We start from the raw sequence: 13,669 nt of genomic DNA, 5'->3' as shown, positions 1-13,669 counted from the left end.
GTGGTTAAATAAGTGCATAAATGATTGATGAGAAAGACAACTGAACTTGCCCGCGATCTATTAGAGAGGAAAATCTTGGCTGAAAATTTTCCAGATTGGCACAAGGGATGACCACTTTCGAAACCTTTGTTGAAACAAAGGCGGTCGCACCGTTAACACGCTAGAGGAACACAGATTATTTGTGTTCAAAATTAGGTGGAACCACGATATTTTCGTCCTAGTATTCGTTAGAATACTAGGACTTTTTGTTTTTTAACAAGGGGAACAGGTGGCTGTTTCGTTTCATTGTGAAAAACAGGAACACAATGAAACGCTTCAAATCAAAAAAATTAAAAGGAGAGAATTTTATTATGTCTATTCACATTACTTTTCCAGATGGCGCTGTCAAACCGTTTGATTCTGGGGTTACAACATTTGATGTTGCTAAAAGTATTAGCAACAGTTTAGCCAAAAAAGCTTTAGCTGGTAAATTCAATGGTGTTTTAATCGATTTAGATCGTCCTATCGTAGAAGATGGTTCGCTTGAAATCGTGACGCCTGATCATGAAGATGCTTTAGGAATTTTACGTCATTCGTCAGCTCATTTAATGGCTAATGCCTTACGTCGTCTTTTCCCTAACATTAAATTTGGCGTAGGTCCTGCGATTGATTCTGGGTTCTACTATGATACAGATAATGGGGAATCCCCTGTGACAGCGGAAGATTTACCTGCAATTGAAGCCGAAATGATGAAAATTGTGAAGGAAAATAACCCAATCGTTCGTAAAGAAATCTCACGTGCAGAAGCGTTAGAATTATTTGCTGATGATCCTTACAAAGTTGAATTAATTACAGATTTGCCAGAAGATGAAATCATCACTGTCTATGATCAAGGCGATTTTGTTGATTTATGTCGTGGCGTTCACGTCCCTTCAACAGGACGGATTCAAGTCTTTAAATTACTTTCAGTAGCTGGTGCTTATTGGCGCGGAAACTCTGACAATCATATGATGCAACGGATTTATGGCACTGCCTTTTTCGATAAAAAAGATTTAAAAGAATTTATCAAAATGCGCGAGGAAGCCAAAGAACGTGACCACCGTAAATTAGGAAAAGAATTAGATTTATTTATGGTTTCACAAGAAGTTGGTTCAGGGTTACCTTTCTGGTTACCAAAAGGCGCAACCATTCGTCGTACAATTGAACGTTATATTGTGGACAAAGAAATTAGCTTAGGTTACCAACATGTGTATACACCAATTATGGCAGATGTGGAATTATACAAAACATCTGGTCACTGGGATCATTACCATGAAGATATGTTCCCACCAATGGATATGGGCGATGGCGAAATGCTGGTATTACGTCCAATGAACTGTCCACACCATATGATGGTTTATAAAAATGACATTCATAGTTACCGCGAATTACCAATTCGAATCGCTGAATTAGGGATGATGCACCGCTATGAAAAATCTGGCGCATTATCAGGGTTACAACGTGTTCGTGAAATGACTTTAAACGATGGCCATACTTTTGTTCGTCCTGACCAAATTAAAGACGAATTTAAACGTACTTTGGAGTTAATGGTGGCAGTCTATGCTGACTTTAACATTACGGATTATCGTTTCCGCTTAAGCTATCGTGATCCAAATAATACAGACAAATATTTTGATGATGATGCGATGTGGGAAAAAGCGCAAGCGATGTTAAAAGCTGCCATGGATGAATTAGAATTAGATTACTTTGAAGCAGAAGGCGAAGCTGCCTTTTACGGTCCGAAGTTAGATGTTCAAGTAAAAACAGCTTTAGGAATGGAAGAAACATTATCAACCATCCAATTAGACTTCTTATTACCAGAACGTTTTGACTTAACTTATGTTGGCGAAGATGGTGAAAATACACATCGCCCAGTTGTTATCCACCGTGGTATTGTCTCAACAATGGAACGATTTGTGGCTTACTTAACAGAAGTTTACAAAGGCGCTTTCCCTACTTGGTTAGCACCAATTCAAGCAACTATTATCCCAGTTTCTGTAGAAGCGCATTCTGAGTATGCTTATGAAATCAAAGAACGTTTACAAGCACAAGGCTTACGTGTTGAAGTCGATGATCGTAACGAAAAAATGGGCTACAAAATTCGGGCCTCTCAAACACAAAAAGTACCTTATCAATTAGTGGTCGGGGACAAAGAAATGGAAGATGCAACGGTGAACGTCCGTCGTTATGGAAGCAAAGAAACTTCTGTCGAAGATTTATCAATTTTCATTGACAGCATGGCTGCTGAAGTTCACAATTACAGCCGTTAAAAAAAGAGAAAAAGTCAAAAGGACTTCTGAATTCAGAAGTCCTTTTGACTTTTTTCAACAACAAAATAATTAAATATTTCCTTAGAGCTAGGAATAATCCTGATTTTTTGACTAATTTTTGTTACAATGAGAATGCGAAACTTTTTAGTGAAGGGACTAGAGGTATGAAGAAAAACTCATTTATAGATAAAATAAAAAAAACAGATGCCGCAGCAAAGAGTCAACGAGGTAGAAAGCCACATATTCCTTTTCGATTGAACTTATTATTTTTTGTGATATTCACTTTATTTGTTTCATTAATTGTCCGTTTAGGGTATTTACAGATTGTAGAAGGAGAAGAGTTTAACAAAAAAATCACTGCCAATTCTTCACTACAAATCACGACACCATCCCCTCGAGGACAAATTTATGATTCACAAGGAAAAGTCTTGGTTTCTAACAAAGCCAATTTAGCAATCACTTACACACGAGGAAAAAATATTGAAGGAAAAGATATTTTACCGATTGCGAATAAAGTCAACGAACTTATTAATGTTCCAGTTGATCCAAACTTAACGGACCGTGATAAAAAAGATTATTGGTTAGCGAATCCTGAAAATTTAAAAGCAGCCCAAGCCCGTTTAACCGATCAAGATAAAGAAGATGAAAAAGGCAACAAAATTACGGACGAAGGCACATTATATGCCAAAGCCGTTGAAAAAGTCACCCCTGAAGAAATTGCGTTTGATGACCGAACCTTACAAGCAGTGACGATTTTTAAACGAATGAATGCCGCGTCACAAATGAACACGGTCTTCATCAAGAATGAAGGGGTAACAGAAGGTGAAATTGCGACAATTGGTGAACACACAGCGGAAATATCTGGTGTTTCAACAGGGACTGATTGGACGCGTGATTATTCTCAAAGTGGTGCATTACGTAGCCTGTTGGGCACCGTTTCAACTGAAAAACAAGGATTGCCAGCCGAAGAAGTCGATGAATATTTGAAAAAAGGCTATGCACGAAATGACCGTGTTGGGACTAGCTATTTAGAAAAACAATATGAAGACGTTCTACAAGGTAAAAAAGCAAAATCAGAAGTCGTTTTAGACAATAACGGAAAGATTGTTTCACAAACCCCAATTTCCAAAGGGGAAAAAGGTTCCAACTTAAAATTAACGATTGATTCAAATTTCCAAAACAAAGTTGATGAAATTTTACAACGAAACTATTCACAAATAGTCAAAACCATTGGACCATACTCAGAAAATGCATATGTCGTTGCTATGAACCCTCAAACAGGTGCTATTTTAGCGATGTCCGGATTTCATCATGATTTAGCAACTGGGGAAGTCACACCTAATCCTTTAGCACCTATTTTGAATTCTGAAGTTCCTGGATCAGTTGTGAAAGCAGGTACTTTAACAGCTGGTTATGAAACAGGCGTCATTAAAGGCAATGACGTTTTAACAGATGAAGCTATTTTACTAGCAGGTAGTAATCCAAAAGCTTCTTGGTGGAATGCTTCTGGCGGAACAACCATGCAATTAACTGCGGAGCAAGCGTTAGAATATTCTTCGAATGCCTATATGATGAAATTAGTCTTTAAAATGATGGGTGTGAATTATTATCCCAATATGATTTTCCCTTATGAAGTAGGAGATGACACTGTCTTTAAAGAATTAAGAAAAGCTTTTGCAGAATATGGTATGGGAACGAAAACTGGAATTGATATACCAGGAGAAACAACAGGAATTCAAAACAAGGACTTTAAGGATTCGTCTTCTGCGCCACAAGGCGGTAATCTTCTTGACCTATCTTTTGGACAATATGATACCTATAGCGCGTTACAATTAGCACAGTACGTTTCTACTGTCGCAAATAATGGTATCCGCGTGCAACCCCATGTGGTAGAAGGAATCTATGGCAATGATGAAAATGGAGCTTTAGGAAAAATTTTAAAAGAAATTGAACCAAAAGTTTTGAATAAGGTGAATATTTCTGAAGACCAGATAGGAATTCTTCAACAAGGTTTCTATAATGTGGTAAATGGAACTAGTCCTTTTACAACTGCACGTGGTTTAAAATCAGACAAGTTTTCGATTGCTGCTAAAACAGGGACCGCCGAAACGCAAGCAACAGATGCTAATGGAGTAAACCATACAACGGTTAATAGTAACTTGGTGGCTTATGCGCCGTACGAAAATCCTGAAATTGCAATTAGCGTTGTTTTACCACACTTAAATGATGAATCTTCCAAACCAAATCAAACGATTGCCAAAGAAGTTTTAGAAGCGTATATGGAAATGTACAAAAAATAAAATTTGTAAAGTAGAACTACTTTACAAAATTGCCCAAAAGGGTAGTCAAATGACAAAAAAAATGGTATGATATTCAAGTCTAAGAAATCTCTTGGAAAGATCAATTATTAGTAGGAGGGGAAAACATGCGCGTAAACATCACTTTAGAGTGTACTTCTTGTAAAGAACGTAACTACTTAACAAATAAAAATAAACGTAACAATCCTGATCGTTTAGAAAAACAAAAATATTGCCCACGTGAAAGAAAAGTTACTTTACACCGTGAAACTAAATAATTTAGTTAGACAGAGCCTAGAATCCTTGTTGTGTAAGGGTCTAGGCTTTTTATCTATTGATTCATTACATGTTCATTTGTAGATGGAATGTAGAGGGAGGATTACCCAAGTTTGGCTGAAGGGGACGGTCTCGAAAACCGTTAGGCGAGTAACATCGTGCAAGGGTTCGAATCCCTTATCCTCCGTACCGAGAAGCAGTTGAGTTATTAGTTGCAAATAAAACGACAGAGACGTACACTTAAAGTAGAAAAATACTTAAGAAGAGGTGTCTATTATGTCAAACTATGAAGAAAAAGAAGCGCAAGCATTAGCAAAAATTGCAGACATTTTGAATAAATTGGATGCAAGTTTAGAAGAGTTGGACTCGCTAGATGAGGATACAAAAAAACATAGTATGAAGAAATGGATTGTTGAAAAAAAAGCCATTCATGAGATTAAAAAAATTGCACACGAAGCTGGTAAGTATGACAAGTATGATGAAAAAGAATTAGAAAAAGAAATGGATCTGTTGGAAAAGTTTATGTAAAAAAGCGCTAGCTTTTGTTCAACAGTTATTTAATTTTGAGCCTAGAATTAATCGTTTTGATTTTTTCTAGGCTTATTTTTTATGAAGTAAGCAAATCGTATCGGGAGAGGTATTGAATTAAGAAATAAAGCATGTATTGATTCAGAAAAAAAGTTGTAGTAAAATGTTCGTCACAACTACTTTTCTTATAATTTCATAGAAGGAAAAGTTGGAATAATGAATTGAGAAGAGTCGATTTTTAGGAGATGATTTTAGGTGACTTTTTATCAATTATTGCAGTTAGATCCATTTATTTTAAAACAAAAAATTCATCAAGCGGACACTAAAAAACAGCGGAGATATTTTTGGCGCGCCTTGTTAATAAGGGATATCTTATTAGTTTCGTTTGCGATTTTATGGGTGTCGACAATTACTTTTTTCTTTGGAAAAGCTGTAGCGCCTTTTTCAATTGTATTATTTTGTTTGCTGTTGAGTATCCGTTTCGTCTCATATGGCTACAGGGAAAAACAGGCCTTGCTTAGTTTAGGAATCGTGTTAACAATTCTAGGTATTAGTCCACTAATTTCACTGATTTCTGTATCATTTTTACAATTGGGCCTTCATTTTATCTGCTTGCTGGCATTGTTTTTCTTAACTGGTAAAAACCCTAAAATGGGTAATCCTGGCTTGTATACGTTCTCCTACTTATATTTAGTTGGCACGGTTCACTATCAATCGTTTCAGCAATTAGAACAAACTTTCTTTGTATTAGTGTTTGCCTATCTACTTTTAGCTTTTGTTTATCATGTGAAACATAAAAAGTTGGATCAAGAGATTACTTTTATACAGATGGTTACAGAAAATGGTTTTTTTAATCAAAGAAATATTTGGTTTGGTTATTACGCTTTAGGCATTAGCTTATTACTTTTTATAGGAACGCACCTTCAGATTGACCGCTTTATGTGGGCAACATTTGCTAGTTCGTCATTATTTTCTGGGTATGATACGTTTAAATTGTCTGAACGAGCCAAAGAACGAATAATAGGGGTCGTTATTGGCTCTCTAGTATCGGCTATCTTGTTATTTTATTTACCAACGAACCTACTTGGTATTTTAGGAGGACTTTGTTTAGGCTTATGCACATCTTATAAAAGTAAAACGATTTTTAATTGTGTTGGTGCTATCATGGCAGCTTCTATGATATTTGGGCTAGAAACAAGTCTTTACTTAAGAATTTTGTTAAATATGTTGGGGCTAGCTTACGGTTTGCTTTATCATTTTGTCTTTGTAAAAACTATGTCCTATTGCAATCGCAAAGAGTGGCTGAAATTGTCTGAATAAAAGGAGCCTAACATTCTTTCTTGAAAGAATGTTAGGCTCCTTTTATTTTTAAATAGAATCATTGACTATATTTTTTGTAAATAAGAGTTTAAAAATGGCAGAAGCTGGTTACTAATTTGGCTACCAAATGGCTACACAGGATAGTATAGGTAAGGATAGTATAGGTGAGTATAAAGTAGGATATAAACAAATGAATTCAGTGAACACAAGTTACGTAGTAAAATTGTATTTTTGGAAGATAAGTAGAAGTAACTTCATATTGGGAATTTATTGGGAAATTTTAGTATAGTCAACATGATAAATTAGTAGTATAAAGAATCGCTGAAAATGAATTATCAACACTATAGATGCTTGTTTATATAGCTAAGTTTTCAAAAATAGAATGTTCAATATTTTTAAATCAAGTTAAGTATATTTAAGTGGAAAAACAGAATCGCTTAAATCTAAGAAAAAGAATAAGTTTTGTCATTATAGATCGCTTAAGGAGTGGTCTATTTTTGTATATAAAATAATCTAGGAGGTGGACAGTTATTGATAAAAGGGAAAAATAGAAGAGGTACAAACGAATAAGTTAGATTTTGAAAATGAATGTGATCAAAAATAAGAGTAGATAGATAAAAGGAATACATGGAGGATGAACATACTATTTCTATTATCTGTAAAAGTTCTACAAATAAAATATTAAGTGGTTAGAGGAGAGGTACAATGAAAGCTGGAATAAAAAAACATATTCGACAATTATTATGGGATTATCAACATATTGAAAAAAAATTACAAGAGTACGAGGATGTTATGTTAATGAATCGTAATCCTTTTTTAGAATACCCTGTAGAGCAACCAACTGAAAAAATAACTATCAGTCAAATTGCATTTCATAAATTATTTTTACAAACGGTAGAAGATATCTTAGCTGATTCTACAAGGGATGTACAGGATATCTTTTTAGTGAAATATAAAAATGGTTATCCATATAAAAAGAATGAATTTGTTGCTTGTGAGACGTTTTTGAGCGAGTCTACAATTGCTCGACGAGATACAGAATTTATCCATGAAATTGCTTATCGACTGGGTTGGTACGAAATTTGACAAAACGAAACAGGTCAATTCAACTATACTAGGTTTATGAACATATGTTCGCCGTGGACGCACGGAATAACTTATAGGAGGAACAACAATGGCAACAGGTTTAACAAAAAATCAAGCAAAAACATTTATGCAGAAGTATTTAGATACTAATTTGCCGTCTTATCCAGGTGTCTATTATGGAACTTATGGTGGTTCGCCATCATCACACTCAAATTGTACTCTATTTACTACATGGTTCTTAAAGAATTGTACTAATTTAACTTTGCCAACACAAAGCGGGAATGGTTATCAAACGGTAGATTTTGTGTTAAATGCAAATAAAGGAAAATTAGTAAAGAGTAACATTCCAAAGGCATTTTCTTTATTTTCAATAACACCATGGAATAACAATTACTATACACAAGGTGCTGGACATACTGGTATCGTTCTAGGTATTGATGGAAATACAGTAATTACAGGTGAAGCTAATTTTGGTTCGACATTTGGCGGATTAGATGGAGTATATCCTAACAATGGAACTGTAGTAACTACTCATCCATTGAGTACGTTTAACAGTTTAACGGGTGTTACTTTCATTGACTTAAGTCGCTATTATACTGGATGGAATCCAAATCAAAATACAAAACCAGAAGGAGAAGAAGAAATGGTAGAGATTAATAAAAGAGTTATGGTGAAAAAAGATGTAAAATATACTGTGGATACATTACCTTGGGGAAAGAAAGGTTACATTAAAATCAATGGCATTGATAGTTTTGCTGGAAGAGTTATTGATTTGACACAGCAAATGGGAAGTTACTTATATAGTCCTCAAACAAAAGGCTGGACAGACTTTAAAGGGTTTGAAGAAGTTGAGACTATCAATAAAACAATGGTTGTTAAAAGAGCTGGTTTCACTGTTGACCAATTCCCTTGGTTTAAAGGGGTGACAAGATTTGGTGTCAGTGCTGATTATATCAATAAAGAAGTAAAAGTGACTGGGAAAAAGGGTGCATATTATTACATGGATAATATTGGTTGGATCGACGAAAAAGCATTTTTAGATGATGCACAAGCGACTGATATTAAAATTGGAGATAAAGTTATGTTATTGGAGACTGCTAGTGCATATCAGACTGGGGAAACAATTCCAAGTAGTCTTAAAGGAAAATCATATACAGTGATGGAAATTAAAAATGTCACACAAAGCAAATCTAAAAAAGCATTTTTATTAAAAGAATTAATGTCTTGGGTACTAGAACAGGATGTTAAAAAGTAGTAAAAAAGAACCTAGTGATATGTTAGAAAAAAATAGAGCGGTAAATCCGCTCTATTTTTTTCTATTTATATAATACATAGTGACTACTTATTCTAATTCACAGATGGTTTTTGCATTGATTTTCTCTCTCAACCCCAGCCAACCACTCGCTGATAACAAGTACCAAAACGGCATAAACTGGATTAGATAGCGAGAGCGGCCGCCTTCAAAGAGCAATAAATACAGAATACCTCCAATGAAAGCTAATTTTAAAATCGCGTAGTTATTTTTTGAATCTTTTAGAGGGATACTGAACAATAGACCTAGTAATGTGAGTAAATAGAAAAAATGCATATAAATTCGTAGATAGTTACTTTTGGGATTTTGCGGATAATACAGTGACCGCAAGTGTTCTTGCCAACGATTTTTAGAAGGTGTTTCTGGGATTAAATCACCGCCATCCCAACCCCAGTCAAAATCACCATTGGCAGTATTATGACGATTTTTTTGAGCCAGAAAACGGAGATAACCGAAGAATCCTTTATTTTTTAAACGGTCTTGAATCATTTTTATGGTATAAGCTTTTTTGGCTTCTTGTGTAGGCAACTGATTTACTGCTTGTGTATCTGCATCATTGTAACCGCCAGTTCCAGTCAAACCCATCATTACAAAAAGTGTCCAAGGTTTGGCTTGTTCTTTATCGATTTCCGTAATCGTTTGTTTTTCCACAAAAAATTGAAAACTATAATATGCGCTGGCGAAACCAGTCAGTAAAAAGAGAGCAACCACGGTTAATTTTACGATAGACTGTTTGTTCCGATTTACTAAAAGAAGTTGTAGCACTTTGATACAACTAAATGCAATAAAAAAGATAATAGACGAAGGTTTCATTAAAAAACACCAAGCTAGGCCAATTCCAATAAACAGTAATAAACAATATTTTACGAAGGGAGGGGAAACTTGGTCAAAAAGGCTATATGCAAAAAAGACTAGGTTGATGAACAATAAGACGGCCGTATCTGTATAAGGCGTGAGTAACCATGGAGACAATCCGAAAGAAAGAAAAAATAAACTGTAAGCAACGAAGGCGGTTAATGGATTAAAGACACGTTTAGAGGCATGATAAAAGAGAAATAAACTGCTATTAATAAACAAGCAATTAACCACTTGCCAACTAAACCAAGTATTGCTCCAGCTCTCTGTTACATCAATGAAACGCAAAAATTTATTCAGGTAATACATCATGAAAAAGAAAAATTCGTTATTGGGGTTTAAAGAAAGTACGATTTTTGAATAATCCTTATTTTCAGTGGTAATACTATGAAAGTTGTCAAAAACATCCCAGCCAATCGGCACAGTAATCTGCGTCAGGAGTAAAAGTTGTAGTAAAAATAAACTGATCAAACTACCAATAATAACCACACGATCATGGGTTTTTATTAAGTGCCAGAGCGCTTGAATCTTAGTGTAAAGAAATTTTTTGTTTTTATAAATAATCAACAATAGAATAATTAATAGAGGAAGTAAAACAAGCAAGTGCTTAGGCTTTCCCCAAAGAATTTTTACCAGCGAATAGGGAGAGTTAATTGCGCCGTAAAAGACAAATAAAATAAAAAAACTAAAAATATAATTTTCTAGATTCAGAATCCGTTTAAAAGTAGCCATATTTTCTCCTTCCATTTTTTTAGCTAGACTAGTTCTTATTTTATCATAAAGATTTTAAAATAAGAAAAAAGCCCTTCTTTTAAAAGAAAGGCTTAAAACTTTTCCTTACTTCACTTCTTTGTAACGGAAGAAGAAGCGTAAGACGCTATTTTGGCTAGTTGTTGTTAGTTTATCTGTCGGTAAGACTGTTAGTAAGAAGAAAAACAGACTAATCACAAGAGTGAAAAATAAGAAGACGGGACTGCCACCTGTTATCACAGTATCTGTTTGAACATCATATTTCAGTGTTGACATAACAGAGAAAACTTGTGTATAGCTACAGGCAATAGAAAGTAGATATAAAACAAGCACGCCCCAACCTGTCATCCCAGCATCACGATACCGACGGACACACATTGCCCACGTTGGTAATAATAAAGCTAACCATAAAACAAGTGCAAAAAGCATCAACGGTAATAAGTTTCCAAAATCATAGGTTTCAAAATATTCAGCTGCTAAAATTGCTGACACGGCTTTGCCGACAATGGCAATATAAAAAATAAGTGCTAAAATGCTTAATACCAATGTCATCCACCAATAACCAGCACGTGTGGTCCGACCTTTAAAATCAACATATCCACGAAAATAATCTTTAAAAGCTTGTCCAAATGTTACTTTACCTTTTTCCTCAATTTTAACCATAAAAACACCCCTTTGTATTTAATAAAATGATTATAACGGAAAGTAATAAAATAGGAAAATGCGAATTCGCATATTTTGTGATTTTTTTGATAAATCATATAAGGAGCAGGTTTTATCAAAAAACGGTAAAATAAGAGAAGATATTTTATAATGGAGGAATCATGAATGAAAATCAGTATTAGACATCGCTACATAGCAAAAATTCCAGCATTAGAAGTGACAACAGAAGAGCAAAAAAACGAAGCATTACCTTTAATTGTTTACTATCATGGTTGGCAATCAGCTAAAGAATTATCTTTAACACAAGCAAGAAAATTAGCACACGAGGGGTTTCGGGTCATTTTACCAGATGCCATGAACCATGGAGAAAGAAAAACAGGACCTATTTCCACGATTCCTTCGATTACATTTTGGAGTAGCATTCAATATAATTTAATTGAATTTCCAGTAATTATCCATCATTTTCATAAATTAGGGTTGATTAAAGAAAATTGGATTGGCGTAGGTGGTGTATCCATGGGCGGTATTACTACTAGCGCTCTTATGACCCAACATCCTGAGATTCAAGCTGCTGCTTGCTTAATGGGAACACCCTATCCGGCGCGCTATATTCAGCGAGTGATTCAACGGGCGAAAGAATTTGCTATTTTTGTACCTAAAGACTTGCCACTGTTGCTAAGTTGGGTACATCAATACGATTTATCACAAACGCCAGAAAGACTACAAGAACGACCGATGCTGTTTTGGCATGGAACGGAAGATGAAAAAATTCCCTATGAAGACATGGCTGATTTTGAACAATTAGTGTCTGGGAAAACGTATGCGAGAAATACGCAATTTATAACGGAAATCGGTGAGCGGCATTTAGTGAAAGGAGAAACAATGGATTTGGTTGCTGACTTTTTTAAAGAAGCGTCAAAAACGTTAGAAAAATAACGGGATTTTTCAAAGAGAAAAGGGGAATCAGCTTGTTTTTTAAGAACACTTTCTATAAACTTAACAGAAAAGGGGTTGAAGGTGTACATGGAGAAAAACAAGTTGAGAAAAGTGGGCTTAACTGCCCTAGAATGGCTAAAACAACATCCAGAAATTAAACAACATAAAGAATCAAGTCTCTATGAACAGTTGTTTGCTAGTCAGCAATGGCAACAAGCACAAACAATCGGAATGATTCGGTCGTTACCGCTAGAATTATCAACACAGCCAATTTTCGAGCGGGCCATGCAAGAGAGCAAGCAAGTGGCGGTGCCGCGAACATTTAAAGGAGGCAAAATGCACTTTTATCAAGTCTTTCCAGAGACGGTTTATGACACCAGTGCATTTGGCGTGGAAGAACCTCCGTTAACAGCGGCAGAAATAACAGCTACAGCGATTGATTTATTGATTGTGCCAGGGATTGTTTTCAATCGGGCTGGCTATCGAATAGGCTTCGGCGGTGGTTTTTATGATCGTTATTTGGAACATTTTTCGGGCCATTCATGTAGTTTAGTTTTTAGTGAACAACTCCATGAACAATGGCAACCAGAAGCGTTTGATCAGCCAATCGAACAATTATTTATACAATAGGAGGAATGGAATGAATTATCAAACAGAAATGAAATTGAAACGGCTAAAAAATCAGCCGTTCATTACGTATGCCCTTTTAGGTATTTCAATCATTGTTTTCCTTGGATTGGAATTAACTGGAGGATCAGAAAATATTTTAAACTTAGTTAATTGGGGGGCAATGGTTCGTCCACTGGTAGCTCAAAATCATGAATACTGGCGGTTTATCACGCCAATGTTTCTTCACATTGGGTTTATGCATATTATTTTGAATATGGTTACTCTTTATTATATCGGCGCACAGGTTGAGGCAATTTATGGGCATTGGCGCTATTTGGGAATTTATTTATTGAGTGGGATTGCTGGAAATATCGCCAGTTTTGCCTTTGGGACACCCAACAGTGTCTCAGCGGGTGCTAGTACAGCGCTTTTTGGTTTGTTTGGCGCATTTGTTATTTTAGGACGCCATTTTAGAGACAATCCAGCGATTATGTATATGGTGCAACGCTATTCAATGTTTATTGTGATTAATTTGTTATTTAACTTGTTTAGTAGCTCTGTAGATATGATGGGTCATGTTGGCGGTCTAATCGGTGGACTATTAGTCGCGACGGCTTTTGCTGTTCCAAATCGTGAAGAAGCATTTAATAAGCACGAGCGAATTATGGCCACGTTAATTTTTATTTTTCTTGTCGTAATTTGTCTGTTATTGGGTTTTAAAAAATACGGTTTACCTGTATAATAAGGAA

At 35.4% G+C, this 13,669-nt stretch carries 12 protein-coding genes and 1 tRNA gene; 11 read left to right on the top strand and 2 right to left on the bottom strand.

What is annotated here, in order from left to right; all coding sequences use genetic code 11:
• Positions 1-350: 350 nt before the first annotated feature.
• The 8 genes from thrS (at position 351) to IGL86_RS10885 (ending at position 9,050) form a co-directional block, all read left to right on the top strand.
• A complete protein-coding gene (thrS, locus tag IGL86_RS10920; RefSeq protein ID WP_002359397.1) occupies positions 351-2,288 on the top strand; it encodes a threonine--tRNA ligase in 1,938 nt (645 codons plus the stop codon).
• A gap of 164 nt (positions 2,289-2,452) precedes the next feature.
• Positions 2,453-4,588 carry a peptidoglycan D,D-transpeptidase FtsI family protein gene (locus tag IGL86_RS10915; protein ID WP_002359399.1) on the top strand — a complete coding sequence of 712 codons (2,136 nt, stop codon included), beginning with the start codon at positions 2,453-2,455 and terminating at the stop codon, positions 4,586-4,588.
• A gap of 125 nt (positions 4,589-4,713) precedes the next feature.
• Positions 4,714-4,863 carry a 50S ribosomal protein L33 gene (rpmG, locus tag IGL86_RS10910; protein ID WP_002356321.1) on the top strand — a complete coding sequence of 50 codons (150 nt, stop codon included), beginning with the start codon at positions 4,714-4,716 and terminating at the stop codon, positions 4,861-4,863.
• 95 nt (positions 4,864-4,958) lie between these two features.
• Positions 4,959-5,048: transfer RNA gene (locus IGL86_RS10905), tRNA-Ser, on the top strand.
• Positions 5,049-5,137: 89 nt separating this feature from the next.
• Positions 5,138-5,389 carry a hypothetical protein gene (locus IGL86_RS10900; protein WP_010713122.1) on the top strand — a complete coding sequence of 84 codons (252 nt, stop codon included), beginning with the start codon at positions 5,138-5,140 and terminating at the stop codon, positions 5,387-5,389.
• Between the two features lie 255 nt (positions 5,390-5,644).
• Positions 5,645-6,709 (top strand): FUSC family protein, encoded by a 1,065-nt coding sequence (locus tag IGL86_RS10895; RefSeq protein WP_033625495.1) that lies wholly within the window; start codon positions 5,645-5,647, stop codon positions 6,707-6,709.
• 705 nt (positions 6,710-7,414) lie between these two features.
• Positions 7,415-7,795, top strand: a complete 381-nt coding sequence (locus IGL86_RS10890) for a hypothetical protein (RefSeq protein ID WP_002362349.1) — start codon at positions 7,415-7,417, stop codon at positions 7,793-7,795.
• Between the two features lie 88 nt (positions 7,796-7,883).
• Positions 7,884-9,050 carry a CHAP domain-containing protein gene (locus IGL86_RS10885; RefSeq protein ID WP_002370554.1) on the top strand — a complete coding sequence of 389 codons (1,167 nt, stop codon included), beginning with the start codon at positions 7,884-7,886 and terminating at the stop codon, positions 9,048-9,050.
• Positions 9,051-9,137: 87 nt separating this feature from the next.
• On the opposite strand, the gene IGL86_RS10880 is transcribed toward IGL86_RS10885, so the two are convergent.
• Together IGL86_RS10880 and IGL86_RS10875 are read right to left on the bottom strand one after the other, a co-directional pair.
• Positions 9,138-10,709, bottom strand: coding sequence for a membrane protein (locus tag IGL86_RS10880; protein WP_033625494.1), 1,572 nt, complete (start codon positions 10,707-10,709; stop codon positions 9,138-9,140).
• Between the two features lie 90 nt (positions 10,710-10,799).
• Complete coding sequence (locus IGL86_RS10875; protein WP_002356327.1) at positions 10,800-11,375, bottom strand: DUF805 domain-containing protein; 576 nt, start codon at positions 11,373-11,375, stop codon at positions 10,800-10,802.
• A gap of 165 nt (positions 11,376-11,540) precedes the next feature.
• On the opposite strand from IGL86_RS10875, the gene IGL86_RS10870 reads away from it, so the two are divergent.
• The 3 genes from IGL86_RS10870 to IGL86_RS10860 all read left to right on the top strand — a co-directional run bounded on the left by IGL86_RS10870 (position 11,541) and on the right by IGL86_RS10860 (position 13,662).
• Positions 11,541-12,311: an alpha/beta fold hydrolase gene (locus IGL86_RS10870; protein WP_010707173.1), complete on the top strand. Its 771-nt coding sequence runs from the start codon at positions 11,541-11,543 to the stop codon at positions 12,309-12,311.
• 87 nt (positions 12,312-12,398) lie between these two features.
• Positions 12,399-12,941, top strand: coding sequence for a 5-formyltetrahydrofolate cyclo-ligase (locus tag IGL86_RS10865; protein ID WP_002384041.1), 543 nt, complete (start codon positions 12,399-12,401; stop codon positions 12,939-12,941).
• 10 nt (positions 12,942-12,951) lie between these two features.
• The gene (locus IGL86_RS10860; RefSeq protein ID WP_002362481.1) at positions 12,952-13,662 is read left to right on the top strand and encodes a rhomboid family intramembrane serine protease; all 711 of its coding nucleotides are present in this window, start codon (positions 12,952-12,954) and stop codon (positions 13,660-13,662) included.
• The last annotated feature ends 7 nt before the right edge of the window (positions 13,663-13,669 follow it).

Origin of the sequence: Enterococcus sp. DIV0774, from assembly GCF_050539095.1 — a bacterium.
Classification (GTDB): Bacteria; Bacillota; Bacilli; order Lactobacillales; family Enterococcaceae; genus Enterococcus; species Enterococcus faecalis.
The sequence above is the reverse complement of the archived record's forward strand: the minus strand, read 5'-3'. Positions and strand labels throughout refer to the sequence as shown.